The sequence below is a fragment of the Porphyromonas somerae DSM 23386 genome, assembly GCF_000372405.1.
GTDB classification, from domain to species: domain Bacteria; phylum Bacteroidota; class Bacteroidia; order Bacteroidales; family Porphyromonadaceae; genus Porphyromonas_A; species Porphyromonas_A somerae.
The window spans coordinates 39,739-62,729 of record NZ_AQVC01000012.1; the positions used below are offsets into that span (position 1 = coordinate 39,739).

The window sequence follows — 22,991 nt, forward strand, 5'->3', positions numbered from 1 at the left end:
GTAAGTTTGTGGGAATTAGTGTGCTAGGGAGTTTTTTAGCTCTTGGCAACCATAAATGAAGCAAATATTATATTGATGAGAGAGCACAGAGAAGATAAGATAAATGTGGCTATCCTAGACTTTGGTAGTAGTGCCATAAAGCTAGCGGTGGCAGAGAAGATGGCCCCGAGTGATGAGCTCTTTAGGACGGTCTATCTGGATAGTGAGCCATCGGAGGGTGCCGTGCAGAGGGGCGTAGTATTTAACTTATCCGAAACGTCGGAAAAGCTGCGCAAACTTTTATCACGTGCCGAGGCTGATCTAGGTATAGAGATAGACCACCTATATGCGAGTATTTCGGGACAGGGGCTACACAGCCTACTGATAAAGCAGGTGGAGGAGTATGATGCCCCTCATGAGATCACTCAGGCCGATATTGAGCGTCTATGGGGAAAGATTGAAGAGCCGGATGGTAAGTTTTTCTTGAATGCCGACTTTGCTCGCTTCTCTGTGAATGGTAGCTCGGTGCTTCGCCCAGTGGGGGTGAAGGCGATGAAGCTACAGGTGAGTATCCAGACGGTGGTCACTGATCGTATGGTGACGGATAATGTGGAGGAGGTCTTGGCTCACAAACTAGATCTAGAGGTAGAGCCTTATTTAGTTGGAGTCGTGGAGCTCAGTAAGCGTGTCCTGACGCCCGAGCAAAAGAGAATAGGTTCGGCATTGGTGGACTTCGGTGCGGAGACTACCACAGTGGCTTACTTTAATCACGGCGTGCTAGAGTCATTGAGGGTGATCCCAATGGGTGGTAATCAAATCACTTATGACCTTACGGATCTAGATATTAGCCCAGAAGAGGCGGAGAGGGTAAAGATAGCTCACGCTTCATTGTCTCTTGATACGAGCGACAAGGAGGAGCTGATCGTGAAAGCTCCCGATATGCGGACGGATAAGCGTGTTTTTCGCTACAATGTGAACCAATATATTGAGGCACGTACCCACGAGATAGTGGATAACATCAAGGCAATTATTGCTCGTGCTAAGGGCTCTGAAGGTGACTATAAGGTGCCTGGGGGAATGGTGATTACTGGCGGGGCGTCGAAGCTAGCTGGTTTGCCTGAGTATCTCAAGGATAAGTTTGGTGGGGAGCTGAGTGTGAAGCAGGTGAGCCCTGCATTCTTCTCTGATGGTGGTAACCAGGAGCTGACCGCTAACCCTGAATTCCACAGCTTGTATGCGATGCTTTATGCGGCAAATGTGGATGTGGCTAGGACTGAGGAGGAGCCTAGTGTGGTGGAACAGCACGAAGAACAGCATGAGGAGCCAGCAATTCATATTGTGGAGGGTGAAGCTGATATAATGTCTCAGCCGGGGGTATTGCCTTTTGACGAAGAGGATCTGAAGCCTCAAGCAGACCCAGCACCAAGAGTGAAGCCACGAAGAGAGCGTACACCTAAGCCTAAAAAGGAGAAGAGCAGTAAAAGCTCATTTATGGGAAGGCTGAAGGACCTTTTTGCGATGTCTGATGACGACTCTAACTTTTCGGATGACGAGGATTAATGATGGAGGTTATGGAGAGGAATATATTGCCTATTAAGAAGGAGATAAACGATCAGCCAACAATCATTAAGGTGATTGGTGTAGGTGGAGGCGGTGGCAATGCGGTCAATTATATGTATAATCAGAATGTGAGCCACGTCTCATTCCTTCTGTGTAATACCGACCGACAGCATCTCAATGTATGTGATGTGCCACAGACTATTTGCCTAGGTACTAAAACGACAAAAGGTCTGGGCGCCGGAAATAACCCACGGCTAGCTCAGGAAGCTGCCGAGGAGAGTGAGGCGGAGGTGCGTGAAGCACTGAATGATGGCACAGAAATGGTCTTTATCACTGCTGGTATGGGCGGTGGTACTGGTACAGGTGCTGCCCCTGTAATTGCTCGTATCGCTAAGGATATGGGGATTCTGACGGTGGGGATTGTGACCATTCCTTTCCTATTTGAGGGGAGGACGAAGATTCTTCAGGCAATTGATGGGGTGGAGGAGCTGAAGAAGAATGTGGACGCTATTTTGGTCGTTAATAATGAGCTACTGAATAAGATCTATCCCGACCTGAAGATTTCTGAAGCTTTTAGGAAGGCCGACGAAACGCTGACCACCAGTACGCGCTCAATCTCGGAGCTGATCACTATCCCTAGTGGTGTGAATCTGGACTTTAACGATGTGAAGCGGACGCTTCAATCGGGGGGAGTCTCCATCATCACTCGTGGCTTTGCAAGTGGCGAGGAAGGTTTGGAAAAGGCGATGGAGCGGGCGTTGTCTTCGCCATTGTTGAATACTTCCAACTTCAATCTAGCTACCCGTCTGCTGGTGCAGGTTATTTATAAGCCTGAGCATGAGCCAACCACTCGTATGAGTGAGAAGTTGAGGGATATGACGGCCAAGATCAAGGGCTCCTTTGACTTCATTTGGGGCATGTCGCCTCGGGAGGACGATGGTATGGAGGACGACCTCGGCTTTGTGCTTCTAGCCTCAGGATTTGACGACAGCGTGATGTTTGCTGATGAATACAGCGACGAGCGTCCGAAGGCAACAAAGGAGGAGGAGGATACCAAGATTAGCGACTACTACGGTAGTGAATTGGCTCAAGGAAATAGCTATAAGGAGTATGAAACGGTGGTATTTACGGAGGAATTGATGACGAATAATGGGTTCATCTCTTTGGTCAACCAAAGACCTACGCTTACACGGTCTAAGGAGCAACTAGATACTATCAAGCAATTTATTGAAGAGCGACCTATGCAGTCTTGGAATAGTCAGCCTACGGTTTCTGTAAATCACTCTAGCTTTTCCAGCCGTGACTCTGTTGAGACAAGTGGTAATTCAATTGGAAGAACAATAACTTTTGGAGACGATTAAATAATAATAATAGATATGGCACTTTTAGAGCAAGTAAATGAGGGAATAAAGCAGGCGATGCTGAGCCGTGATAAGGTGAGATTGGAAGCACTTCGCGGTATTAAGAAGGAGTTTCTAGAGGCAATGACTGCCAAAGGAGCTGCTGGTGAGTTGGATGATGATCACGCACTGAAAATTATTGCAAAGCTAGTGAAGCAGCGTGAGGAGAGTGCAAGTCTCTATCGCGATGCTGACCGCCTAGACCTTGCCGAAGCAGAGGACGCGGAAGCGGAGGTATATAGGAGTTTTCTCCCTGCACAATTGTCGGAAGAGGAGATCACTGAAAAGGTGAAAGAGATGATCTCTAAGCTTGGTATCACAGATATCAAGGGGATGGGTCAGGTGATGGGAGTGGCCACAAAGGAGCTAGGTGCTTCGGCTGATGGCAAGTTGATCTCCCAGATTGTTAGGAAACTGCTCTCCTAACCATTAGTTAACTGAGAATTAAGCTGTTTTTATATAGAATTTTTTATCATGAATGTAATCACTAAGACCATCACAATGGGTGATGGAAGCACCATTACAATTGAGACTGGCAAGCTAGCTAAGCAGGCCGATGGTGCTGTGACTGTTCGCATGGGCAACACCGTATTGTTGGCAACAGTTACTGCTGCACAGGATGCTAATCCTGGTGTGGATTTTATGCCTTTACAGGTAGAGTACAAAGAGAAGTTTTCAGCCGTGGGTCGTTTCCCAGGTGGCTTTACCCGTAGAGAGGGTAGGGCTTCGGACTACGAGATTTTGATTTGTCGACTAGTTGATAGGGCACTGCGACCACTTTTCCCTGATGATTATCATGCAGAGGTTTTTGTTAATATCACTCTATATAGTGGTGATGAAAACGAGCTCCCAGATCAATTGGCTGGGCTGGCAGCTTCTGCGGCACTTGCTGTAAGCACAGTGCCTTTCCACGGTCCTATCTCTGAGGTAAGAGTGATTAGATTGGATGGTGAGTATCTAGTAAATCCAACCAAGGAGCAACTAGAGCGTGCCGATTTGGACCTGATGGTAGCGGCCTCAATGGATAATATCATGATGGTAGAGGGCGAGATGAGGGAGGTACAGGAGTCGGATATGCTTGAGGCTATTAAGGTAGCTCACGAAGCTATCAAGAAGCAATGCCAGGTACAGTTGGAGCTAATGGAGGAGTGCGGCACTGTGGAAAAGCGTACCTATTGCCACGAGGTGAATGATGAGGAGCTTCGCCAAAAGGTACACGATGTATGCTATGATAAGGCATATGCAGTAGCTACCTCAGGCACTTCAAAGCACGAGCGTACAGATGCCTTTGCTAATATTGTGGAGGAGTTTAAGGCTCAATATACTGAGGAGGAGCTAGAGGAGAAGGGCCCGATGATTGATCGCTACTACCACGATGTGGAGAAGGAGGCGATGCGTCGGATGATTTTGGACGAAGGAAAGCGCCTTGATGGTCGTGATACCAAGACCATTCGCCCAATCTGGTGCGAGGTAAGCCCATTGCCAGCACCTCACGGTTCCTCTATATTTACACGTGGTGAGACTCAAGCACTAGCAACGGTGACCCTTGGTACCAAGAGCGATGAGAAGCTAGTAGATGATGTGCTTAATCATGGTAAGGATCGTTTCCTATTGCACTACAACTTCCCTCCCTTCTCTACTGGTGAGGCTAAGCCACAGCGTGGAGTAGGACGTCGTGAGATTGGTCATGGCAACTTGGCTCAGCGAGCACTTAAGTCTATGATCCCTGAGGATTATCCTTATGTAGTGCGTATCGTGAGTGATATATTGGAGAGTAATGGATCTTCTTCAATGGCTACCGTTTGTGCTGGTACTCTAGCATTGATGGATGCTGGTGTGCAGATCAAAAAGCCAGTGAGTGGTATCGCCATGGGACTGATTTCTGAGAATAAAGGACAGAATTACGCGATCCTTTCAGATATCTTGGGCGATGAGGACCACCTCGGTGATATGGACTTCAAAGTGACTGGTACTCGGGATGGAATCACTGCTACCCAGATGGATATCAAGGTAGATGGACTTAGCTACGAAATCCTAGAGAGAGCTCTTGCACAAGCTAAGGAGGGACGCCTCCATATCCTTGGCAAGATTGAGGAGACTCTTCCTGCGCCTCGTACCGACTTTAAACCACAGACTCCACGAATCGTTACTATGCGCATTCCTAAGGAGTTTATTGGTGCAGTGATTGGCCCTGGTGGTAAGATTATTCAGAGTATCCAAGAGGAGAGTGGTGCCTCTGTAAATATTGAGGAGGTAGAGAACGAAGGTATTATCGAGGTGGCTGCTGCTGGTAAGGAGCCAATCGATAAGGCACTCGAGATGATCAATGCCATTGTGGTAATTCCTGAGGTAGGTAAGGTGTACGAGGGAACCGTTAAGAGTGTGATGCCTTACGGTGCATTCGTAGAGTTCTTGCCTGGCAAAGAGGGACTTCTCCATATCTCTGAGTGGGATTGGCGTAGGTTTGAGACCATTGAGGAGACTGGTGTAGCGGAAGGCCAGAAGATCAATGTGGTTCTTCTTGAAGTGGATCCTAAGACTGGCAAGTTCCGTCTATCTCGTAAGGCTGCTATTGAAAAGCCTGAGGGATATGTAGAGCGTCCTGAGCGTCCACGCAATGATCGCCCTCGCAATAATGGCGACCGACCAAACCGTGGTAATCGCAACCACAATCGCCACAACAACAATGATTGATCACCATTGACTTAGTACCACCTATATACTGTATATAGGCTGTAATTTTTCAAATTGAACGTAGCGGGGTAAGTGTTCTTACTCCGCTACGATCTTTTATGGAATATTGCTGAATTAGTTTCTCTCTACTAGAGCACTGCTTCAATGGGGAGTGTCAGTTGGTGGGGTGAGAGCATTGCATTGACAAGGTGTATGGTATCATAATGTCTTAAAACTTCAAGCGTTATATCGCACTCATGTATTATCCCTTTATCCAAAAGGTAGCACCTTTTAGTCCCTTTAAGTAGGTAGCTTTTGGGCGTGAATAATTGCCCATCTTTCTCGAGTACTACATTCGTGAATGAGGTGTCGGTAACCAAGCCGTCCAAGATGAACAGAGGCTCTGTGCCACGAGGAAGCTCCTTTTTGATGCTTTCAAATTGAGAGCGATCAGCCCATTTGTATGAGTAAAAGTTCTCTTTGATTGTGGTGGGCTTCAGTAATCCTATTTCTGGCACTTGGTAGGGCACAAAGCGTATGGAAAGTATGCTACTGGGCGAATAGGTGACGCTTACCCTCCACTTTCCTTTCTGAGCAAGAGTATAAGAGGGATCCGATTTTATCGCTTCTGTAAAGAGCGATATATCTATCTCTTGACCAGTTGACCATCTCACTCTATCTTGATGGTATTTGAGGTGGAAAAGTTGTTTATTCTCTAAGCAGAAGGTCTCTAAGAGAGGTTCCATATTCAGTGAAGTGGTAGGTAGATTTTGTCTATCACCTCTTGGTACTCGTGATCTAGTATACTATTAATGGTGATTCCGCCACCTGAGTGGTAATACTTTTGACTCTCTTTATCTTCCCTGATAAAGCGAATAAGAACGGAGGAGTCTAGCTCTTTGCCATCGAAGTAGCCAAAGACGCCACAGTAATAGCCCCTTGTGTGGCTTCCTTCGGCCTCTGAGATGAGCGTGCGAGTACTTTCACGAGGAGCCCCAAGGATTGAACCTGCTGGAAGAAGGTGGTCAAAAATATCTCCTATATGTGATGTCCAATCCGTGGGGAGTTGCCCTTTGATCTCCGAGCTAACTTGGAAGATTGTGTGCTCCGGAGCTTTGATTTCTGTGAAATATCTGAATTGAGAGACTTCAATATCAGTCGCTACGGTAGAAAGGTCCTTTCTTAAGAGGTCTACTACGGCACAGTGCTCTGAGGTCTCTTTGTAGTCATTGAGTATGACTTCTGGAGCCCCTGGGACATCGCTAGTGATAGTTCCTTTCATCGGATCTGTGGAAATGATGCCTTCGTTAGTTACTCGTACAAATCTCTCTGGAGAGAAGCAGACAAAGCGAGCCTCGGGCAGATAGATCTGGTATTTAGCACTGGTGGTGTATAGGATTTCCTTTAGGGTAAGGGGAGTGGATATTGGAGTGCATACGGTGAGGTTGGCAAGAACCGAGCGCCCCTCCTTCATTCCTTGCTGAATGACTTTGAAGCGTTGGCCATACTGATCTAGGCTTTCAGGCTGTCTGGTGATGTGTTCGTTAGTATTTTTGATGGGTTGCGCCTTGAAGTTTGAGACGGTCCCGACTTTAAAAAGCACCTCGCTCTGCTCCTGTGGATTGGTCACTATGGCTCCTTCACTCTTTTCATAGTCTAGAACGAATAAAAATGGTATACCAGCTTTACCTGCTTCATTCATCTGAGTGAGTACCTCCTTGTATGTTTTTAGCATCACTATTATATGATAAAAAGAGGATGACTACTGCTCAGTGAGCTTTAGCCATCCCTTTATTTATTAAACAACACCTCCTTGGTGAAAATGATTTATTATTCTTCTTCTAACTTCGTCGTCTAGCATCCACCTATGAGTGGTAGTATTCAGACTAATCCTCCATCTGGCGAAGTTGCTGCACGTAGCGAGCCTTTTCCATCTTGCGGCGCTTTACTGCCGATGGCTTTTGGAACTCCCGACGAGTGCGAAGCTGACGCATTGTACCTGTGCGGTCAAACTTTCTCTTGAATCTCTTCAGTGCTCTCTCGATGTTCTCGCCTTGTTTTACTTCTACAATAATCATAAACTCCTGTAAATGTTGTTAGTAATTCATTAATTGTTGTACTCATTTGAGTGCGATGGCAAATTTACAAAGAATATCCAATACTACCAAGATAATCGCTTCCTCCCATTACAATTATTGGGTGTGTCTCAATGAGAAATGCCTATAATGTCTTAACATTGTATGGAATTTGGAGATACTCATATTTGGAGATATCCGTAGAATTAGTTAATTTCGCAGTGATAAGTAAGTATGATTCGGTTTCGCTAGGTATGAGGATATTTTATAGAGCTTTGATTTTGCTCGTTTTGCTTTCTCTGCCCTCTCTAGGCACGATGAGCCAAGCTAGAGATGGCAAAGGGCGTTTTGTGGTTGTTGTTGATGCCGGTCATGGTGGTAAGGATAGCGGGGCCGTGGGTAAACGCTCAAAGGAGAAAAATATAGTCCTAGATGTAGCTCTAAAGGTGGGTGAGCGTATCAATGTACTAAACCCCAATATCGTGGTCTATTACACTCGAAAGGATGACCGATTTATTGGTCTCCAGCAGCGAGCAGACTTTGCCAATAAAAAGAAAGCAGACTTATTTGTATCCGTTCATGCCAATTCGCATAAAACTTCTCGTCCTCATGGCTCCGAGACTTATGTGCTTGGATTGCACCGAACTCAAGATAACCTTGATGTGGCAATGAAGGAGAACTCTGTGATCCTCTATGAGAAAGACCATGGAGCTATCTATAAAGGTTTTGACCCTAATGAATCGGAAAGCTATATCATATTCAACTTTATTCAAAATAAGCATCTCTCCTCTAGTATCGACTTAGCAGAGTTGATACAAGGTGGTATGGTCAATGGGGGGTTAGGTAACCGCGGAGTGAAACAAGCTGGTTTTTTGGTGCTGAGGGAAGTCGCTATGCCTAGTGTGCTGGTGGAGCTTGGCTTTATCTCTAATCCTTCTGATGAAGAGTATATGTTGTCGAAGAATGGGTCGAGAAAACTAGCCCAAAGTATCGCACAGGCAGTAGTCGACTACGAAGCTAAGATATCTGGTCGTGGAGGCGGAAACACTAAGGGTAAGGAGGTAGTGGCTGAGAATGCACCCGAGGTTGCCTCGCAGTCAGTAATGACCAAATCCGATGGTAAGGCCGTTGCCGGAGAAATACATTATCGAGTACAGGTAATGGCAGATACAAGAAAGCTAAAACCAAGTTATTTCGGCTCATATAGGGATGTAGTAAAAGTAACTAAGGAGGGTAAGTATTACAAGTACACCTTTTATGATACCACTAGTCTAGATGAGGCAAAAGGCTATCAGCGTGATTTGAGACGGAAGTATAAAGATTGCTTTATTGTAGGCTTTGATGGTGAAGGTAACAAGGTAGGTAGTTATTATTAATGACAAGGGAGATAAGAATAACACATGAAGAATAAACATTATTCCTCGCACAGTAAGATGGCGGATTTGGTGAGTGAACACTATAATATCCTGCTACTTATCTATAGATTTGATATCCCATTGGGAGTCGGTGAGCGGACGATCAAAGAGATTTGTGATGAACATGGTGTTGATGTGGATACTTTCCTTTTTGTGGTCCATTTTATTCTCTTTGATGAGGGGGTAGGGCAGAAAGGGTTGTACAAAAAACTATCAATACCGCTACTAATTCGTTTCCTTAGAAATAGCCACAGCTACTTCCTTGATTTCAGGCTTCCTGAGATCCGAAGAAATATGTTGGAAGCTATTGAGCAGGCCCCTGAGGATATAAGGTTTGTGATTCAGAAGTACTTTGATAATTATGAAAAGGAAGTGTTTCAGCATATGAAGTATGAGGATGAGGTGGTTTTCCCATACGTTGAGTCACTTCTGGAGGGAGCTAATGACCTAGAGTATTCTATCCGAACTTTTGAGAAGCGTCACGACCAAGTGGAGCTAAAAATGCTGGAGCTTAAGAATATATTTATTAAGTACTATCCGATGGAGATGGACTTCAAGGTAAATAATGTGCTTCATGATCTCTTTACCTGTAGTGAGGAGCTTCACATTCATAATGATGTGGAAGATCATATCCTCATTCCTTGTGTAAGAGAAATGGAGGAAGACAAGCTAAATTAGAGCATTCTGTATATGAGATATTCGGTATTGGTGGCTGTGGGGGATGCTGGGCGTGCGCATTATATTGAGCATTTGCTCCAAAGACAGACGACCTTCCATTTGGGGTTAAATATGCTAGCAGATCCCTATAGGCTACTAGAGAGTTATAAGGAGGTGTTGCCTGACTTGCTGATTGTATCTCCCGACGTGGTTTCTGATCCAATGGTGCCTATCTTGAAGGAAGCACTTGGAAATGATGAGTTGAGGATCGTATCTTATTGTACCACATTGGCTGAAGCAGAGCTCTCAAAGAATTTTGATGGAAAAATCCTCTCAACAGATGGGGGGAATGAAGTCTCTAATATGCTTGAGAGTGTACTAGAAGTGGATGGAAGCAATGCAGAGGAGATGGTGCTGACACCTAGGGAGCAAGAGGTAGTGGTAGCAGTGGTGAAGGGGCTTACTAATAAGGAGATAGCCGAGAAGTTTTTCCTCTCTACCCATACGATCATTACCCACCGGCGCAATATAGCACGCAAACTCAATATTCATAGCCCTTCTGGTCTCACAATTTATGCCATAATGAATAAATTGGTAACGCTTGACGATGTGAAGGATCACATATAGTGCGACTATGGCTGGTATTTATGTTCACGTTCCTTTTTGTCAGAAAAAGTGCCTGTACTGTGATTTTTACTCTGTGGCCAACAGCCGTGAGGTCGTTCGCTATGTAAAGGCGTTAAAGATTGAGGCACAAAAGCGAGCTTATGAGCTCGGAGGAATGGACATTGAGACCATCTACTTTGGCGGTGGAACCCCTTCTTTATTGCCACACCATTATATCGGAGAGATAGTAGGAGTATTGCGAAGCCATTACAACGTTTCACCATCGGCTGAGATATCATTTGAGTGTAACCCTGGTGACGTTGGAAAGGTAGATATTGAGCATCTGCTCTCCTATGGTGTCAATCGTTTTAGTATCGGGGCTCAGTCTTTCCACGATCGGTTGCTTCAAAAGCTAGGTCGCCGGCATAGCCATCAGGAGATCATTGGTCTCTTTGAGAGCCTACGTCAAGCCGGAGTAAATAATATCTCTCTTGACTTAATATACAGCATTCCTACTGAGGAGCTCAAAGAGCTAAGGGAGGATTTAGACCAATTGGTCTCACTTTCTCCAGAGCATATTTCTACTTATGATCTTATCTATGAGGAGGGAACTCCACTTTATGAGATGCGTAGTAAGGGAGAAATCAACGAGCTGAGTGAGGAGGTTTCTATAGAGATGGCACATACTGTGAGGCAGGTGCTAACCGAGGCGGGCTATCAGCACTACGAGATATCCAACTTCGCAAAACCCTCTTTTCGTTCTAGGCACAATAGCAACTATTGGAGTGGGGTGCCCTATATCGGATTAGGTCCTTCCGCTCATAGTTATGTAGCTCCTTGGCGCTCGTGGAATGCTAGTTCCTTGCCACTATATACCGATCAATTGCTTACAGGTGCAGGTTTTTTATCCCGTGAGATTGAGTATATTACCCCAGAGATGGAGTATGAAGAGTTTCTCCTAACACGCTTACGAACAGCTGAGGGAATATCTATTGCAGAGATGGAGAAAAAAAACTTTGCTATTCCAGAAAAGTCACTTTTCAGGCTAGTGGATGAAGAACTCCTAAAGCAATGGGGCGATCGCTTTGCCCTTACTGATAAGGGCTGGGACTTCGCCGATAGAGTACTATTGGAGTTGGCGATGAATGACTAGACAATTGCTTTTTTATGAGCGTTAATCATTAATGATATAAGGAATATGTTTTCACATTTGACTTTTTTATCTCGAAAGAGAAGGAGCGTACGCGAGTATGCCAACCAACCTGTCGATTCGGAAGTGCTAAAGGATATATTGGAGGCGGGGCTAAGGGCACCTACATCTAAGAATAGCAGAAGCACTCGATTCTTTGTGGTTGAGGATAAGCAGCTGCTCAAAGACTTTAGTGAATGCCGAGAGCGCGGGAGCCAGTTTTTGTCTGGTGCTCCAGTTGCCATTGTGGTGTGTAGCGATAGCAATAAGAGCAAGCGCCCTTATTCGGATTGTGCTATAGCTGCCTCCTTTATTCAGCTAGCAGTGACTGATCACGACCTTGGCTCTTGCTGGTGCCATATAGAGGACAGCCCTTCGCCCAAAGGAGCTACTGCCGAGGAGTATATCAAGTACAAGCTAGATTTGCCCGATAGCTATAAAGTACTCTGCATTATAGGCATAGGGGAGGTGGCAAAAGCCGATATGCTTAAGCCACGTGAACGAGAGGTGGAGTGGGAGCGTCTTTTTGTAGGAAGGTATGAGGAAAGAGAGCTTTAATTTCGCCTTAGTGGGTAGCGGCAGAGTGGCTACTCACTTGGCGGAAGCGTTAGTGAAGGGTGGGGTAACTTGCTCGGCACTATACAGCCCTACCAAGTCACACGCGACCGCATTGGCACAGAAGATAGGTGCCGAAACTGTTGACTCCATTGATCAGCTAGCTGACTTGCCAGTTGATTTTGTCTTGATTGCAGTCAAAGATGATGCGATTGGTGAAGTAGCAAGTCATTTCCCTAGTGATTATAGCGGTGTAGTGTTGCATACCTCAGGCGGAACTTCAATAGATGCCTTGACGCCCATCAAGAATCGAGGAGTACTCTATCCGATGCAGACCTTCTCTGAAAATAGAGAGCTGGTGATTTCCGAGATCCCTATTTTTCCAGAAGCCAATACCCAGAAATGTCAAGAGGTCATCGGCAAAATCACGAATGCGTTATGCAGCAGACAAGTACATTATCTATCTAGTAAGGAGAGAGTGAAGCTGCATTTAGCCTCTGTTTTTGCGTGCAATTTCGTTAATCATCTCTACTCCATTTCCGATGAAGTATTGCACGATATTGGACTAGACTTTCAGTTGCTGGGTCCTTTAGTCAAGGAGACCTTAAATAAAGCGTTATCAGCTTCGCCCAAGGAGGTACAAACAGGGCCCGCTATTCGGCACGACTATCGGACTATCGATCGCCATTTGGCACTTCTTCAAGGTCAATCACGTGAGATCTATGAGGTGCTGACTAAGTCAATTATGAATCATTGATTTACTTAAATATGAGTTCTTTTCCAACGGATCTAAACCATATCAAAGGAGTTTTATTTGATGTCGATGGGGTGCTCTCGAGAGTCACCACCCATATCAATAGCGAGGGGGTGCCAGAGCGAACTGTCAATGTACGAGATGGTTATGCGATACGAGAAGCCTGTAGGCAAGGACTTGTGCTCGGGATCATCTCCGGAGGTTATTCCGATAGTGTGCCGAAGCGATACAAAGGGCTGGGCATCCAACATATCTATATGGGGGCTGGTCTTAAAATCGATGCTCTTAATGACTTCTTGCAGAAGACTGGTCTTAAAGCATCTGAATGCCTATTTTGTGGTGATGACATCCCCGACATTCCAGTGATGAAAGCTTGTGGTTTTTCGGTGGCTCCTAAGGACGCTTCACCAGAGACCAAAGCAATTGCTAGCCACATTGTTCCTATTAATGGAGGTGAAGGGGTAGCACGTGCTGTGATCGAAGAGGTGCTAAAAATGAAAGGATTATGGCTCAATGATGAGCACGCATTTGGTTGGTAAATATGACAAATGATGGAAAAGTGGCACATCCACTAGAAGCAAGGTTAAGAGGGCTCCATATCATTCTTGGCTCCCAATCTCCTCGCAGGGTAGAACTACTAAAACAGCTGGGGCTCACCTTTGAGGTGCGCCCTAGCCACGCACCAGAGGATCACATTGAAGTGCAGGACCCGCATGAAGTGCCATTGGTATTGGCAAGTCGCAAGGCTGAGTTCTTACTCCCTCAATTACACCCCAATGATCTACTGATTACAGCAGATACAGTAGTGGTCTTGGAGGGGCAGATTCTTGAGAAACCCCACAGCCTCGACGAGGCGGTCACCTATCTCAATAGATTGTCTGGAAAGTGGCATCAGGTAATTACAGGTTATTGCCTTACAATGTCTGATCGACAGTTCAAAGCGAGCGTGACGAGCGATATACTCTTCGACCATTTGACCGAAGAGGAGATTAGCTACTATGTCAATCAGTATGAGGTCTTGGATAAAGCTGGGGCTTATGGTATTCAGGATTGGATAGGGTTGATTGGAGTTAAGGAGATTCAAGGCTCCTACCACATTGTAATGGGGCTGCCTACGGCTCATCTTTATCAGCATCTCAAGGAGTTTCTACCCTAATTATTGCCTCTTTGCCTTAGTAAACAGTAATTTCTTATTGCAAATTCGTGGCAAATAGCAATTATTGTGTTATCTTTGCACACAGTAAAAGTTCGGGATGTAGCTCAGTCCGGTTTAGAGTACACGTCTGGGGGGCGTGGGGTCGCTGGTTCGAATCCAGTCATCCCGACTATTTTATAAAGCTTCTTTCGAAGCAATCTAGGTTAAATAGATGGATTGGTTGGGTAGCTCAGCTGGATAGAGCAATAGCCTTCTAAGCTATCGGTCATGGGTTCGAATCCCATCCCAATCACACATTGAGCCACTCGTGGCACTAAAGTTTTAGGTCGCCTCATCGGTATCTTTCTGATGCTGATGAGGCTATTTTATTTATAGAGTTGTACGAAGGTGCTCAGCCCTCTTGTCTATGGTATATATTTGTCCGACCCACAAAGGGTCGTGAGGTAGGGGATGCTTGAAACAACAATCGGGTAGAGCGTTTTATAACCATCTGATATTCAGTGCCCTTATCTGAGCAAAAATTGAGATGCAACTAAGCAATTACTTAGTTGCATCTCGCCGTTTGCTTAGTTGCATCTCGTCAATTGGTTAGTTGCAACTCAACTTTTAGCCTCCTACTACGGAGGAAATATTGGGGTGTTTTGTGAGTCTATATTAAATACCCTCTTATTGAGAGTGTTGCACGAAGTGCCATTCTCGCATATTTGATTCAAATGTGCTGAGACTTTGAACGAAGGATGAGATGCAAGGCGCTGAGGATGAGGGCGCTGAGAGCGTACTCACGTACGTGACCGAGCCCGAATTCCGAAGGCAACGCCGCAGATCGCCTTCGTGCAACAGTCTCTTATTAGTGGAGTGGTGCTGCTTGTGTGTGAAAAATAAGAGAGTTGGATAAATTGTATATCCAACTCTCTTATTTACTTTAGAGCGGTAGGCGAGGTTCGAACTCGTGACCTTTGGCTTGGGAAGCCAATGCTCTACCAACTGAGCTACTACCGCAAGTGCATATCTTGTACCCGAAGCGGGACTTGAACCCGCACAGCCATTGCTGGCCAAAGGAGTTTAAGTCCTTCGTGTCTACCGATTCCACCATCCGGGCTCGTATCCTTAATTGCTCTGCAAAGGTAATCTAAATTTCTCAATTATACAATGAGAGGCGTTGCTTCTTTCTATCCATATGTTAATAGGTCGTTGACCTAATACACTCAATTCCTTTTTTCACTACCTTTGCGATAGATTTATCAACATTTAATTACTTGTTTATGTATAAGAAGTTTATTTTATTCGTTGCCTTTGCTCTGTCAGCATTGAGCTGCTTTGCTCAGGAGCCACCTGTACAGCGTTCGGCTGACAATGTGGCATTTAGAGATTCCATTGCGAATTTTCTGAAGCTGGAGGGATATGTCCCATCTATTGATGAGGATGGCGACATTGAATTTAAGAAGGAGGGAAGCACTTATTTTGTTATAGTTGTAGATGATGAGGCTCCTTTTTATGTGCAGTTTACCTATTATTTAGGAATGGACGAGGATACAGACCAAGTTGCGATGCTAAAAGCTATGAATGAGACTAATCGAGACAATCGCTGTATCAAGTGCTCTATCGTAGATAAAGATTTACTCTGGATTACTATAGAATCTTACGATGCTACCGTAGCAGAGTTCGGAAAAACCTATGACCTTTATTTGGAGCATCTTTCTGAGAGTGGGGTGATTTTGGCGCAAGCTTACGACAAGTATAGCAAGGAAAAGACAAATCAATCCAAGTAATCGAGCTCATACTCTTTAGAGTATAGCCTCTAGTATAAAATAGCGGGGTCGACTATGCATAGTCGACCCCGCTACTATTTAATCACTTATGGGGATTACTTCTCCTCTTCGGCAGTTGCTGTCTCCTCCTCCTGCTTAGGATTGAGAATCTCATGCAGCTCCTCTGCATTTACCTGCTTAGTCTCTAGCTTTACCTTATCGAGCATTGCTTTACCTACCTTCTGCTCTAGGATATTCATCTCGATAGAGTAGGCGAAGTTGCTATCGCTTAGTTGTTGCTCAGCGTACTTAGCCACGATCTCGTGATCGGGATTGTGCCAACCCATCTGGGCAAACTGGCTACGGATCATCTCATAAGCAAAGCCCTTGATATCCTCGTCGCTAACCTTTAGCTCTTCACGATTGGCGAGCTCTCTCACGTACATTTCGCGCTTCAGGCTAGAGATAAGAGCCTCCTTATCTACCTTTTCGGCCTTCTCCTCCTCGTCGTTTCTCTTGAGGTTGTCGGTGTACCACTCTACGATCAGGTCGTCGGCTAGCTGTAGCTTTGGTGCTTTCTCCTCCTTCACATACTCCATAAAGTCTTGTGTGAACTTGTACTCAGCATTGCCATTCTCGGAGCTTTGCATAAACTCCTTTAGCTTGGTCTTGGCCTCCTCCTCATTGTGTACTTGGTCCTCACCGAAGACGGTGTCGAAGAACTTCTGATCAAGTTCTGCTGGTACCATGTGGCGAATGGTCTCGATTTGGAAGCTAAACTCCTTATCCTTCAGCTCCTCAACATGATCCTTCTCTATGCCGAGTAGGCTAGTGAGCTCAGCTGCATTGCCCTCGAATGCCTTGTAGGGGTTGAATACCACTACAGAGCCCTTGCCTGCATCAATGAACTTCTTTTGCTCCTCTTCGTCCTTCATGAACTGAGGATAGATGGTTACATTCTCCTTGAGGATACCACCCTCCTTGCGAGTGTCACCCTCGATCTCTGCGATATCACCACCTACAATGGCATCGGCCACTACGGTATCGGTCTCTTGGAGATCGGCATTGGCTTTCTGCATCTCCTCCAACCTCGTTGCTACCTCTTCGTCGGTAATAGTTACCTCGTACTTAGTGAAAGTCTTATCGTCGAAATTAAAATCGTACTCACTTGGGTAAAGAGCTAGCTTGAAGTAGAGCGTCATATCATCCTTGGTCATCTCCTCGGTATTGCTCTCCTCAGGAATCGCCCAACCAATAACCTTGAACTCCTTTTCCTTGATGAAGCCATCTACTAGGTCACCTACAAGGTGGTTGATTGCTTCCAAGCGAACTCCTTCGCCAAACATCTTCTCAATCATCCCCACAGGTGCCTTACCAGCTCTAAAGCCTTTGATATTGGCACCCTGAGCTACCTTCTTTAGCTCTTTCTTATAGGCCTCTTGGTAGTTGTCTTTCTCAACATCTACTTGAAGTCTTACAAATCCCTCCTTTTGCTCTACTATTGAGATATTCATTACTCCTTAGTCTTGTTATATAGTTGATTATTTATTCTCCAAACAATTATCGGCAAATATACCTCTTTTTCGTCACATACTGATGCTGTACCCTCCTATTTTATCTATAACTATAAGTGATTACCTAACTTTTGGTATCTTTGATGAGTAGAATAGGGAGGGATTAAATATACAAGGCTTATGAAAGAGGTGATAAAGAGGGTTGCCCAAATGGAAGAGGCTACCAATCGTATGAATGCGGCTAATGAGGCTTTGCAAGCAACTTTGGAGGAGTGGCGAAAAGCTCGAACCGCCTTTCAGGAGGTACACAAATATTACTACAGCCAGGAGTGGAGAGATGATGTGGAGCTGAGCAATCAGGGTAAGCTCCCTAGTGACTTGCCACAGGGGGTCCTCTCCGAAGATTGGGTTTACGATGTGATGGGCTCCAATCACTTTCTAGCATTGGAGCTGATTGATGCAGCGATGAAGCTAGAGCTGTATAGAGAAGATGAGCAATAATTTAAAACATATAACTAATTGAGAAGAAGTATGGCAGAGAAAGAGTTTCATTATCAGGAAATGTTCCCACTTGGTAAGGAGAAGACAGAATATTATTTACTGACCGATAAATATGTAAGTACGGCTGAGTTTGAGGGTAAAAGCATCCTCAAGGTGGAGTACGAAGGCATCCGCCAGATGGCGCGGCAGGCTTTTCACGATGTTAGTTTCTACCTCCGCCCCGATCATCAGCGTATGGTGCAGAAGGTGCTTACCGACCCAGAGTCGTCTGACAATGATAAGTTCGTTGCCCTTACTTTTTTGAGAAATGCTGAGGTAAGTGCCAAGGGACTGCTTCCCTTCTGCCAGGATACTGGTACTGCGATCGTATTGGGTAAAAAGGGGCAAAGGGTGTGGACCGACTTTACCGATGAGGAGGCTATCTCTCACGGTATCTACGATACTTATACAGAGGACAATCTGAGGTATTCTCAGAATGCGCCATTGAGTATGTATGAGGAGGTGAATACCAAGACCAACCTCCCAGCACAGATCGACCTACTCGCTGTGGAAGGCGATGAGTACAAGTTCCTCTGCGTGGCAAAGGGTGGGGGATCGGCCAATAAGACCTACCTCTACCAGGAGACTAAGGCGATCCTTAATCCCGAGACACTGGTGCCTTTCTTGGTGGAGAAGATGAAGACTCTCGGTACAGCTGCTTGTCCTCCCTATCATCTTGCCTTTGTGATTGGTGGTACGTCAGCTGAGACCAATCTTAAGACGGTAAAGCTGGCAAGTACCAAGTACTACGATGAACTGCCAACGACAGGTAATGAATATGGTAGAGCTTTCCGCGACCTAGAGCTAGAGCAACTGCTGCTAGAGGAGGCGCACAAGATTGGCCTTGGAGCTCAGTTTGGTGGTAAGTACTTCGCACACGATGTACGCGTTGTTAGATTGCCCCGACATGGTGCCTCTGTGCCAGTCGGTATGGGCGTAAGTTGTTCGGCCGACCGCAATATCAAGGCGAAGATCAATAAAGAGGGAATTTGGATTGAAAAGCTAGAGACCAATCCTGCCAGCCTCATTCCAGAGGAGTATCGTGAGGGCTTTGAGGGTGAATCGGTCAAAGTAGATCTCAATAGACCTATGAGCGAGATATTGGCTCAGCTCGATCAGTATCCTGTCTCTACCCGCCTATCACTGAGCGGTACGATTATCGTAGGTCGCGATATTGCCCACGCCAAGCTGAAGGAGCGTATAGATAAGGGAGAGGGCTTGCCACAGTACATCAAGGATCACCCTATCTACTACGCTGGTCCTGCCAAAACCCCTAAGGGTATGGCCTCAGGTTCATTTGGCCCTACCACTGCCGGTCGTATGGATCCTTATGTGGATCTCTTCCAGAGCCACGGCGGTAGTATGATTATGATTGCCAAGGGTAATCGTAGTCAGCAGGTGACCGATGCGTGTTACAAGTATGGAGGCTTCTACCTCGGAAGTATCGGAGGTCCAGCTGCTATCTTGGCACAGAATAGCATCAAAAAGGTAGAGGTGCTAGAGTACCCTGAGCTAGGAATGGAGGCGATTTGGAAGATTGAAGTAGAGGACTTCCCAGCCTTTATCTTGGTTGATAATAAGGGCAATGACTTCTTTAAGCAACTAAAGCCTAGGAAGTAATTACTTAAAAGCATAAGGGAGAGAGGTGCACTTTGCCACCCCTCTCCCTTGTTTTGTTATGTCCAACAAGTGCCCCTTGCTGAGGTTGGATCTTTTTCATGATAAGAATAAATAGAATGAATAATTTGGATAACGTAAAGAGATTATTGAATCAGCGCCATAGCCACTATCAATTGGCTAGTGAGTGGGTGGCACCACAAGCAGAGGTGGAGCAGATGCTTAAGGAGGTTTTGGCACTCGTTCCTTCTCACTTCAATTCGCAAGGCGTCCGAATGGTCCTGCTTACTGGCGAGGCTCACAAGAAGCATTGGCGGCTGATAGAGAAGGTATTGATTCAGAATATTGGCGAGGAGGCTTATAATAGCGGTACCCGTGATAAGATTCATACCGCTTTTATGAGCGGAGTAGGGACCGTCCTTTTCTTTGACGAAGCGGAGACTACCCAGCAACTAATGAAGCAGTTTCCACTCTATGCCCACAACTTTCCTAAGTGGGCAGAGCAAGTGCAAGGGTCGCACCAATTGGCTGTGTGGCTAGGATTGGTAGGACTTGGATTTGGCGCTAGCCTTCAGCACTATATCGGGATGGACGATGACGCCATTCGCAATCATGTAGGAGCCCCTCAGAACTGGCGTCTAGTTGCCCAAATGCCTTTTGGTAAAGCACTAGATGAGCCAGGAACCAAGGAAAAGTTGCCTGTGGAGCAATTGCTCAAGGTGCTTGACTAGTTTCTATTAATTGGCACCCAATTGATGAGCCCCCTCACACTAATTTATAGATGTGAGGGGGATTTTTATGGTTAAGAAATGCTTAATGTGTAATAAATAAAGCTAAGAGCCCTATTTATAGGTAGAGTATCTTGCTTTTTAGATTACCTTTGTGTGCATTAAAAAAGAGAGCGTATTATGTTGGGCAAAATGATACATACACTTAGTCGGTTCAAGGTGCCATTATTATTGTGGTTCCTTGTGGGGGGACGTCTCTCAATTTTCGCTCAGGATGACAAGATCCCACCTCCATTGGCCGAGGGCTATTTAGTCCCTGCTACAATATTTGAGGGGGATACTATTGCCAATTTCGCTCTGCCGGTAGTGCATATATTCAAGCCACTCAGACTAAATACACGTGAGCAGCAGCTTGCCTATCGGCGGTTGGTACGTGATGTAAAGAAAGCGCTCCCCTATGCCAAACTGGTCTCCGCTACGTTGATGGAGACCTATGACTATCTCGAAACTCTACCAACAGAACGAGAGAAGCGAAGGCATATCAAGCAGATGGAGAAGGACCTCCTCAAGGAGTTTACACCCCAACTCAAGAAGCTGACGCTCAATCAAGGAAAGTTGCTGATCAAGCTGATAGGGCGAGAAACAGGGTCTAGTAGTTATGGACTAATTGATGCCTACCTAGGTCGCTTTTCCGCAGGTTTTTGGAACACAATGGCGGGAGCCTTCGGTGCCTCCCTCAAGACCGACTACGATCCCGAGGGCAAAGATGCCCTAATTGAGCGGGTCTGTGTGATGGTTGAGCGTGGCTATATCTAAGCCTTACCATGAAGAACCTCGGAGAGGTCCGATTTGTCGTAGCCCCCTAGTCGGAGGGCGTAGCCCGAACGACTGGGGTAGGCAATAGTTCACGTATATATTTGACCTCTTGCGGGTCGGACAACAGAGCCTAGGAGATTGCAATAATCTTGGAATAGGTTGTCCGACCCGCAAGGGGTCGTGGATTTTGGTCATCTTATTTACCCCCAGTCGTTCGGGGCTAACGCCCCTCCGACTAGGGGGCTACGACAAATCGGACCTCCTTGCGGAGGTCCCCTTACCCATTGACTCTCTGATGAATGTTTCGTAGTAAGTCTCTCCTAATGCGTAACCCCTCTTGTGACTACCTTTCGTTATGGTGTTATGATAGCTATTTTTTAGTACATTTGTGGGAACACAATTCAAAACCTATAATAATGTACTAACTTATGAATCAAGAAGACCAGAAAACAACTGCTTACGGCTTTGATACCAAAGCCATTCATGGGGTGCCTCAGAAAAATCCATTCGGCACGCTCGCTACTCCTATTTACCAAACTTCCACCTACGTTTTTGATAGTGCTGAGCAGGGTGGTGCTCGCTTTGCCCTTGAGGAGCCTGGCTACATCTATACCCGATTGGGCAATCCTACTTGCACTCGGGTAGAGGAGAAGCTCGCCCTTTTGGAGGGGGCCGAGGCTGCCATTTCCTGTGCTTCGGGAATGGGTGCTATCACCTCCGCCCTTTGGGTGCTGCTACAGCAGGGGGATCATATGGTGGCACACAAGACTCTCTATGGTTGTACTTATGCCTACTTCTCTCACGGTCTCAGTCGTTATGGCATCGAAGTGACCTTTGTGGATATGACCAATCCCGAGGAGCTTCGGAAGGCGATCCGACCCAATACCAAGGTGGTTTACTTTGAGAGTCCAGCCAATCCTACTATGGATATGGTGGATATTGAGCAGATCGCAAAGATTGCCCACGAGCATGAGGGGATCACAGTGGTGGCCGATAATACCTATTGTACCCCTTACCTCTGCCGACCCATTGAGTATGGAGTAGATGTGGTGGTTCACTCTGCCACTAAGTACCTCAATGGCCACGGTGATGTGATTGCCGGATTTGTAGTGGGAAGTACAGAGTATATCACCCAAGTAAGGTTGCTAGGAGTGAAGGACCTCACAGGCGCCTGCCTAGGCCCCCTCGAGGCGTTCCTCATTGAGCGAGGTATGAAGACCCTCTCCCTCCGTATGGATCGCCACTCTAGTAATGCACAGAAGGTGGCGGAATTTTTGGAGGCTCACCCCAAGGTAGAGAGCGTTCAGTATCCTGGTCTAGCTAGTTTTAAGTACAAGGCGATTGCCGATAAATATATGCGTCTCCCTGGTGGCATGATCTCTTTCGAAGTCAAAGGGGGCAAACCAGCCGGACAAAAGCTGATCAATTCATGCCAACTTTGCTCTATTGCAGTGAGCCTAGGAGATACCGAGACCCTTATTCAGCACCCTGCCAGTATGACCCACTCACCCTACACTGAGGAGGAGTGTGCCGCAGCTGGAATCTCGCAAGGACTTGTTCGACTCTCCGTAGGTCTAGAGTCTGTTGAGGATATCATTGCCGACCTTAAGCAAGCACTCGACCAACTCTAATTTGGACTGATAAGGCCCGAACTGTATGTATAACCCCTTGTGGATCGGACAAGTTGAGCTTGTCTGACCCACAAGGGGTTGTATAATTTACTCATTACTCGCAAACCCTCCCAGGGGTTACGCATTAGGAGTAAATGCATAAGTTAATGACCCTATAAAATAGGAGGAAGTAGTGGCCCAAAAAGCCCATTTATAACAAACTGATATTCAATGCTATATAAAAGAGGAAACTGAGTTGCAACTAAGCGATCGGCGAGTTGCAACTAAGCAAATGCCGAGATGCAACAAAGCAATTGCTTAGTTGCAACTAAACTTTTGGCCACTTAGCTGTTGCTTTTTTAGGCAGTTGTACGAAGACCATCAGCCCCCTTATTTGTG

Annotated in this window: 22 protein-coding genes and 4 tRNA genes; 20 read left to right on the top strand and 6 right to left on the bottom strand. The window is 46.0% G+C overall.

Annotated elements, in window-relative coordinates; translation table 11 throughout:
* Positions 1 to 75 precede the first annotated feature (75 nt).
* From A3GK_RS0103565 to pnp, 4 genes are read left to right on the top strand one after another with little or no spacing between them, the layout of a single operon-like run.
* Positions 76 to 1,539 (top strand): cell division FtsA domain-containing protein, encoded by a 1,464-nt coding sequence (locus A3GK_RS0103565; protein ID WP_018028114.1) that lies wholly within the window; start codon positions 76 to 78, stop codon positions 1,537 to 1,539.
* Positions 1,540 to 1,550: 11 nt separating this feature from the next.
* The gene (gene ftsZ, locus A3GK_RS0103570) at positions 1,551 to 2,900 is read left to right on the top strand and encodes a cell division protein FtsZ (RefSeq protein ID WP_021903447.1); all 1,350 of its coding nucleotides are present in this window, start codon (positions 1,551 to 1,553) and stop codon (positions 2,898 to 2,900) included.
* 15 nt (positions 2,901 to 2,915) lie between these two features.
* Positions 2,916 to 3,365, top strand: a complete 450-nt coding sequence (locus tag A3GK_RS0103575; protein WP_018028116.1) for a GatB/YqeY domain-containing protein — start codon at positions 2,916 to 2,918, stop codon at positions 3,363 to 3,365.
* 45 nt (positions 3,366 to 3,410) lie between these two features.
* Positions 3,411 to 5,633, top strand: coding sequence for a polyribonucleotide nucleotidyltransferase (gene pnp / locus A3GK_RS0103580; RefSeq protein ID WP_026161690.1), 2,223 nt, complete (start codon positions 3,411 to 3,413; stop codon positions 5,631 to 5,633).
* 128 nt (positions 5,634 to 5,761) lie between these two features.
* On the opposite strand, the gene A3GK_RS10975 is transcribed toward pnp, so the two are convergent.
* The 3 genes from A3GK_RS10975 to rpsU all read right to left on the bottom strand — a co-directional run bounded on the left by A3GK_RS10975 (position 5,762) and on the right by rpsU (position 7,690).
* On the bottom strand, positions 5,762 to 6,358 hold the full coding sequence (locus A3GK_RS10975) for an aminotransferase class IV (RefSeq protein WP_018028118.1): 597 nt from the start codon (positions 6,356 to 6,358) through the stop codon (positions 5,762 to 5,764).
* A 2-nt stretch (positions 6,359 to 6,360) separates the two neighbouring features.
* Entirely contained in the window at positions 6,361 to 7,347 is a 987-nt protein-coding gene (locus A3GK_RS0103590; protein ID WP_018028119.1) for an aminodeoxychorismate synthase component I, read from the bottom strand.
* A gap of 151 nt (positions 7,348 to 7,498) precedes the next feature.
* Positions 7,499 to 7,690, bottom strand: coding sequence for a 30S ribosomal protein S21 (rpsU, locus tag A3GK_RS0103595; protein WP_018028120.1), 192 nt, complete (start codon positions 7,688 to 7,690; stop codon positions 7,499 to 7,501).
* Between the two features lie 251 nt (positions 7,691 to 7,941).
* On the opposite strand from rpsU, the gene A3GK_RS0103600 reads away from it, so the two are divergent.
* The 10 genes from A3GK_RS0103600 (at position 7,942) to A3GK_RS0103645 (ending at position 14,311) form a co-directional block, all read left to right on the top strand.
* Positions 7,942 to 9,063, top strand: a complete 1,122-nt coding sequence (locus A3GK_RS0103600) for an N-acetylmuramoyl-L-alanine amidase family protein (protein WP_026161691.1) — start codon at positions 7,942 to 7,944, stop codon at positions 9,061 to 9,063.
* Between the two features lie 24 nt (positions 9,064 to 9,087).
* Complete coding sequence (locus A3GK_RS0103605; protein ID WP_026161692.1) at positions 9,088 to 9,780, top strand: hemerythrin domain-containing protein; 693 nt, start codon at positions 9,088 to 9,090, stop codon at positions 9,778 to 9,780.
* A 12-nt stretch (positions 9,781 to 9,792) separates the two neighbouring features.
* Positions 9,793 to 10,386 (top strand): response regulator transcription factor, encoded by a 594-nt coding sequence (locus tag A3GK_RS0103610; protein ID WP_018028123.1) that lies wholly within the window; start codon positions 9,793 to 9,795, stop codon positions 10,384 to 10,386.
* Positions 10,387 to 10,393: 7 nt separating this feature from the next.
* Positions 10,394 to 11,518, top strand: coding sequence for a radical SAM family heme chaperone HemW (gene hemW, locus A3GK_RS0103615; protein ID WP_018028124.1), 1,125 nt, complete (start codon positions 10,394 to 10,396; stop codon positions 11,516 to 11,518).
* Between the two features lie 45 nt (positions 11,519 to 11,563).
* On the top strand, positions 11,564 to 12,112 hold the full coding sequence (locus A3GK_RS0103620) for a nitroreductase family protein (protein ID WP_018028125.1): 549 nt from the start codon (positions 11,564 to 11,566) through the stop codon (positions 12,110 to 12,112).
* Positions 12,093 to 12,866 carry a Rossmann-like and DUF2520 domain-containing protein gene (locus tag A3GK_RS0103625; RefSeq protein ID WP_018028126.1) on the top strand — a complete coding sequence of 258 codons (774 nt, stop codon included), beginning with the start codon at positions 12,093 to 12,095 and terminating at the stop codon, positions 12,864 to 12,866. Before A3GK_RS0103620 ends, A3GK_RS0103625 begins: the two co-directional genes overlap by 20 nt.
* Positions 12,867 to 12,877: 11 nt before the next feature.
* Positions 12,878 to 13,402: a KdsC family phosphatase gene (locus tag A3GK_RS0103630; RefSeq protein ID WP_018028127.1), complete on the top strand. Its 525-nt coding sequence runs from the start codon at positions 12,878 to 12,880 to the stop codon at positions 13,400 to 13,402.
* A gap of 2 nt (positions 13,403 to 13,404) precedes the next feature.
* The gene (locus A3GK_RS0103635; protein WP_018028128.1) at positions 13,405 to 14,019 is read left to right on the top strand and encodes a Maf family nucleotide pyrophosphatase; all 615 of its coding nucleotides are present in this window, start codon (positions 13,405 to 13,407) and stop codon (positions 14,017 to 14,019) included.
* 93 nt (positions 14,020 to 14,112) lie between these two features.
* Positions 14,113 to 14,188 (top strand) — tRNA-Pro (locus A3GK_RS0103640).
* A 49-nt stretch (positions 14,189 to 14,237) separates the two neighbouring features.
* Positions 14,238 to 14,311: transfer RNA gene (locus A3GK_RS0103645), tRNA-Arg, on the top strand.
* A 634-nt stretch (positions 14,312 to 14,945) separates the two neighbouring features.
* On the opposite strand, the gene A3GK_RS0103650 is transcribed toward A3GK_RS0103645, so the two are convergent.
* Both A3GK_RS0103650 and A3GK_RS0103655 read right to left on the bottom strand, forming a co-directional pair.
* A tRNA-Gly gene (locus A3GK_RS0103650) sits at positions 14,946 to 15,018 on the bottom strand.
* A 14-nt stretch (positions 15,019 to 15,032) separates the two neighbouring features.
* Positions 15,033 to 15,118: transfer RNA gene (locus A3GK_RS0103655), tRNA-Leu, on the bottom strand.
* 163 nt (positions 15,119 to 15,281) lie between these two features.
* Between A3GK_RS0103655 and A3GK_RS10980 the strand changes: the two genes are divergently transcribed.
* A complete protein-coding gene (locus tag A3GK_RS10980) occupies positions 15,282 to 15,788 on the top strand; it encodes a YbjN domain-containing protein (protein ID WP_018028129.1) in 507 nt (168 codons plus the stop codon).
* 95 nt (positions 15,789 to 15,883) lie between these two features.
* Here the strand turns inward: A3GK_RS10980 and A3GK_RS0103665 are convergent, their stop codons facing one another.
* Complete coding sequence (locus A3GK_RS0103665; RefSeq protein ID WP_018028130.1) at positions 15,884 to 17,281, bottom strand: trigger factor; 1,398 nt, start codon at positions 17,279 to 17,281, stop codon at positions 15,884 to 15,886.
* 180 nt (positions 17,282 to 17,461) lie between these two features.
* Here A3GK_RS0103665 and A3GK_RS0103670 point away from each other — a divergent pair, with 180 nt between their 5' ends.
* The 5 genes from A3GK_RS0103670 (at position 17,462) to megL (ending at position 22,613) form a co-directional block, all read left to right on the top strand.
* Complete coding sequence (locus A3GK_RS0103670) at positions 17,462 to 17,782, top strand: DUF4298 domain-containing protein (protein ID WP_018028131.1); 321 nt, start codon at positions 17,462 to 17,464, stop codon at positions 17,780 to 17,782.
* A 30-nt stretch (positions 17,783 to 17,812) separates the two neighbouring features.
* Positions 17,813 to 19,441, top strand: coding sequence for a fumarate hydratase (locus A3GK_RS0103675; RefSeq protein WP_018028132.1), 1,629 nt, complete (start codon positions 17,813 to 17,815; stop codon positions 19,439 to 19,441).
* Positions 19,442 to 19,557: 116 nt separating this feature from the next.
* On the top strand, positions 19,558 to 20,169 hold the full coding sequence (locus A3GK_RS0103680) for a nitroreductase family protein (RefSeq protein ID WP_018028133.1): 612 nt from the start codon (positions 19,558 to 19,560) through the stop codon (positions 20,167 to 20,169).
* A 189-nt stretch (positions 20,170 to 20,358) separates the two neighbouring features.
* On the top strand, positions 20,359 to 20,982 hold the full coding sequence (locus tag A3GK_RS0103685) for a DUF4294 domain-containing protein (protein ID WP_026161696.1): 624 nt from the start codon (positions 20,359 to 20,361) through the stop codon (positions 20,980 to 20,982).
* Between the two features lie 428 nt (positions 20,983 to 21,410).
* Complete coding sequence (gene megL, locus A3GK_RS0103690) at positions 21,411 to 22,613, top strand: methionine gamma-lyase (protein ID WP_018028135.1); 1,203 nt, start codon at positions 21,411 to 21,413, stop codon at positions 22,611 to 22,613.
* Positions 22,614 to 22,991 lie beyond the last annotated feature (378 nt).

Bases quoted from the DNA above. Each gene is read 5' to 3' on its own strand.
- ftsZ (WP_021903447.1), top strand. From the start codon at position 1,551: ATGGAGAGGAATATATTGCCTATTAAGAAGGAGATAAACGATCAGCCA.
- A3GK_RS0103590 (WP_018028119.1), bottom strand. From the start codon at position 7,347: ATGCTAAAAACATACAAGGAGGTACTCACTCAGATGAATGAAGCAGGT.
- A3GK_RS0103680 (WP_018028133.1), top strand. From the start codon at position 19,558: ATGAATAATTTGGATAACGTAAAGAGATTATTGAATCAGCGCCATAGC.
- hemW (WP_018028124.1), top strand. From the start codon at position 10,394: ATGGCTGGTATTTATGTTCACGTTCCTTTTTGTCAGAAAAAGTGCCTG.
- A3GK_RS10980 (WP_018028129.1), top strand. From the start codon at position 15,282: ATGTATAAGAAGTTTATTTTATTCGTTGCCTTTGCTCTGTCAGCATTG.
- A3GK_RS0103575 (WP_018028116.1), top strand. From the start codon at position 2,916: ATGGCACTTTTAGAGCAAGTAAATGAGGGAATAAAGCAGGCGATGCTG.
- megL (WP_018028135.1), top strand. From the start codon at position 21,411: ATGAATCAAGAAGACCAGAAAACAACTGCTTACGGCTTTGATACCAAA.
- A3GK_RS0103610 (WP_018028123.1), top strand. From the start codon at position 9,793: ATGAGATATTCGGTATTGGTGGCTGTGGGGGATGCTGGGCGTGCGCAT.
- A3GK_RS0103665 (WP_018028130.1), bottom strand. From the start codon at position 17,281: ATGAATATCTCAATAGTAGAGCAAAAGGAGGGATTTGTAAGACTTCAA.
- A3GK_RS0103670 (WP_018028131.1), top strand. From the start codon at position 17,462: ATGAAAGAGGTGATAAAGAGGGTTGCCCAAATGGAAGAGGCTACCAAT.
- A3GK_RS0103620 (WP_018028125.1), top strand. From the start codon at position 11,564: ATGTTTTCACATTTGACTTTTTTATCTCGAAAGAGAAGGAGCGTACGC.
- A3GK_RS0103630 (WP_018028127.1), top strand. From the start codon at position 12,878: ATGAGTTCTTTTCCAACGGATCTAAACCATATCAAAGGAGTTTTATTT.
- A3GK_RS0103635 (WP_018028128.1), top strand. From the start codon at position 13,405: ATGACAAATGATGGAAAAGTGGCACATCCACTAGAAGCAAGGTTAAGA.
- A3GK_RS10975 (WP_018028118.1), bottom strand. From the start codon at position 6,358: ATGGAACCTCTCTTAGAGACCTTCTGCTTAGAGAATAAACAACTTTTC.
- A3GK_RS0103675 (WP_018028132.1), top strand. From the start codon at position 17,813: ATGGCAGAGAAAGAGTTTCATTATCAGGAAATGTTCCCACTTGGTAAG.
- rpsU (WP_018028120.1), bottom strand. From the start codon at position 7,690: ATGATTATTGTAGAAGTAAAACAAGGCGAGAACATCGAGAGAGCACTG.
- A3GK_RS0103625 (WP_018028126.1), top strand. From the start codon at position 12,093: ATGAGGAAAGAGAGCTTTAATTTCGCCTTAGTGGGTAGCGGCAGAGTG.
- A3GK_RS0103565 (WP_018028114.1), top strand. From the start codon at position 76: ATGAGAGAGCACAGAGAAGATAAGATAAATGTGGCTATCCTAGACTTT.
- A3GK_RS0103600 (WP_026161691.1), top strand. From the start codon at position 7,942: ATGAGGATATTTTATAGAGCTTTGATTTTGCTCGTTTTGCTTTCTCTG.
- A3GK_RS0103605 (WP_026161692.1), top strand. From the start codon at position 9,088: ATGAAGAATAAACATTATTCCTCGCACAGTAAGATGGCGGATTTGGTG.
- A3GK_RS0103685 (WP_026161696.1), top strand. From the start codon at position 20,359: ATGATACATACACTTAGTCGGTTCAAGGTGCCATTATTATTGTGGTTC.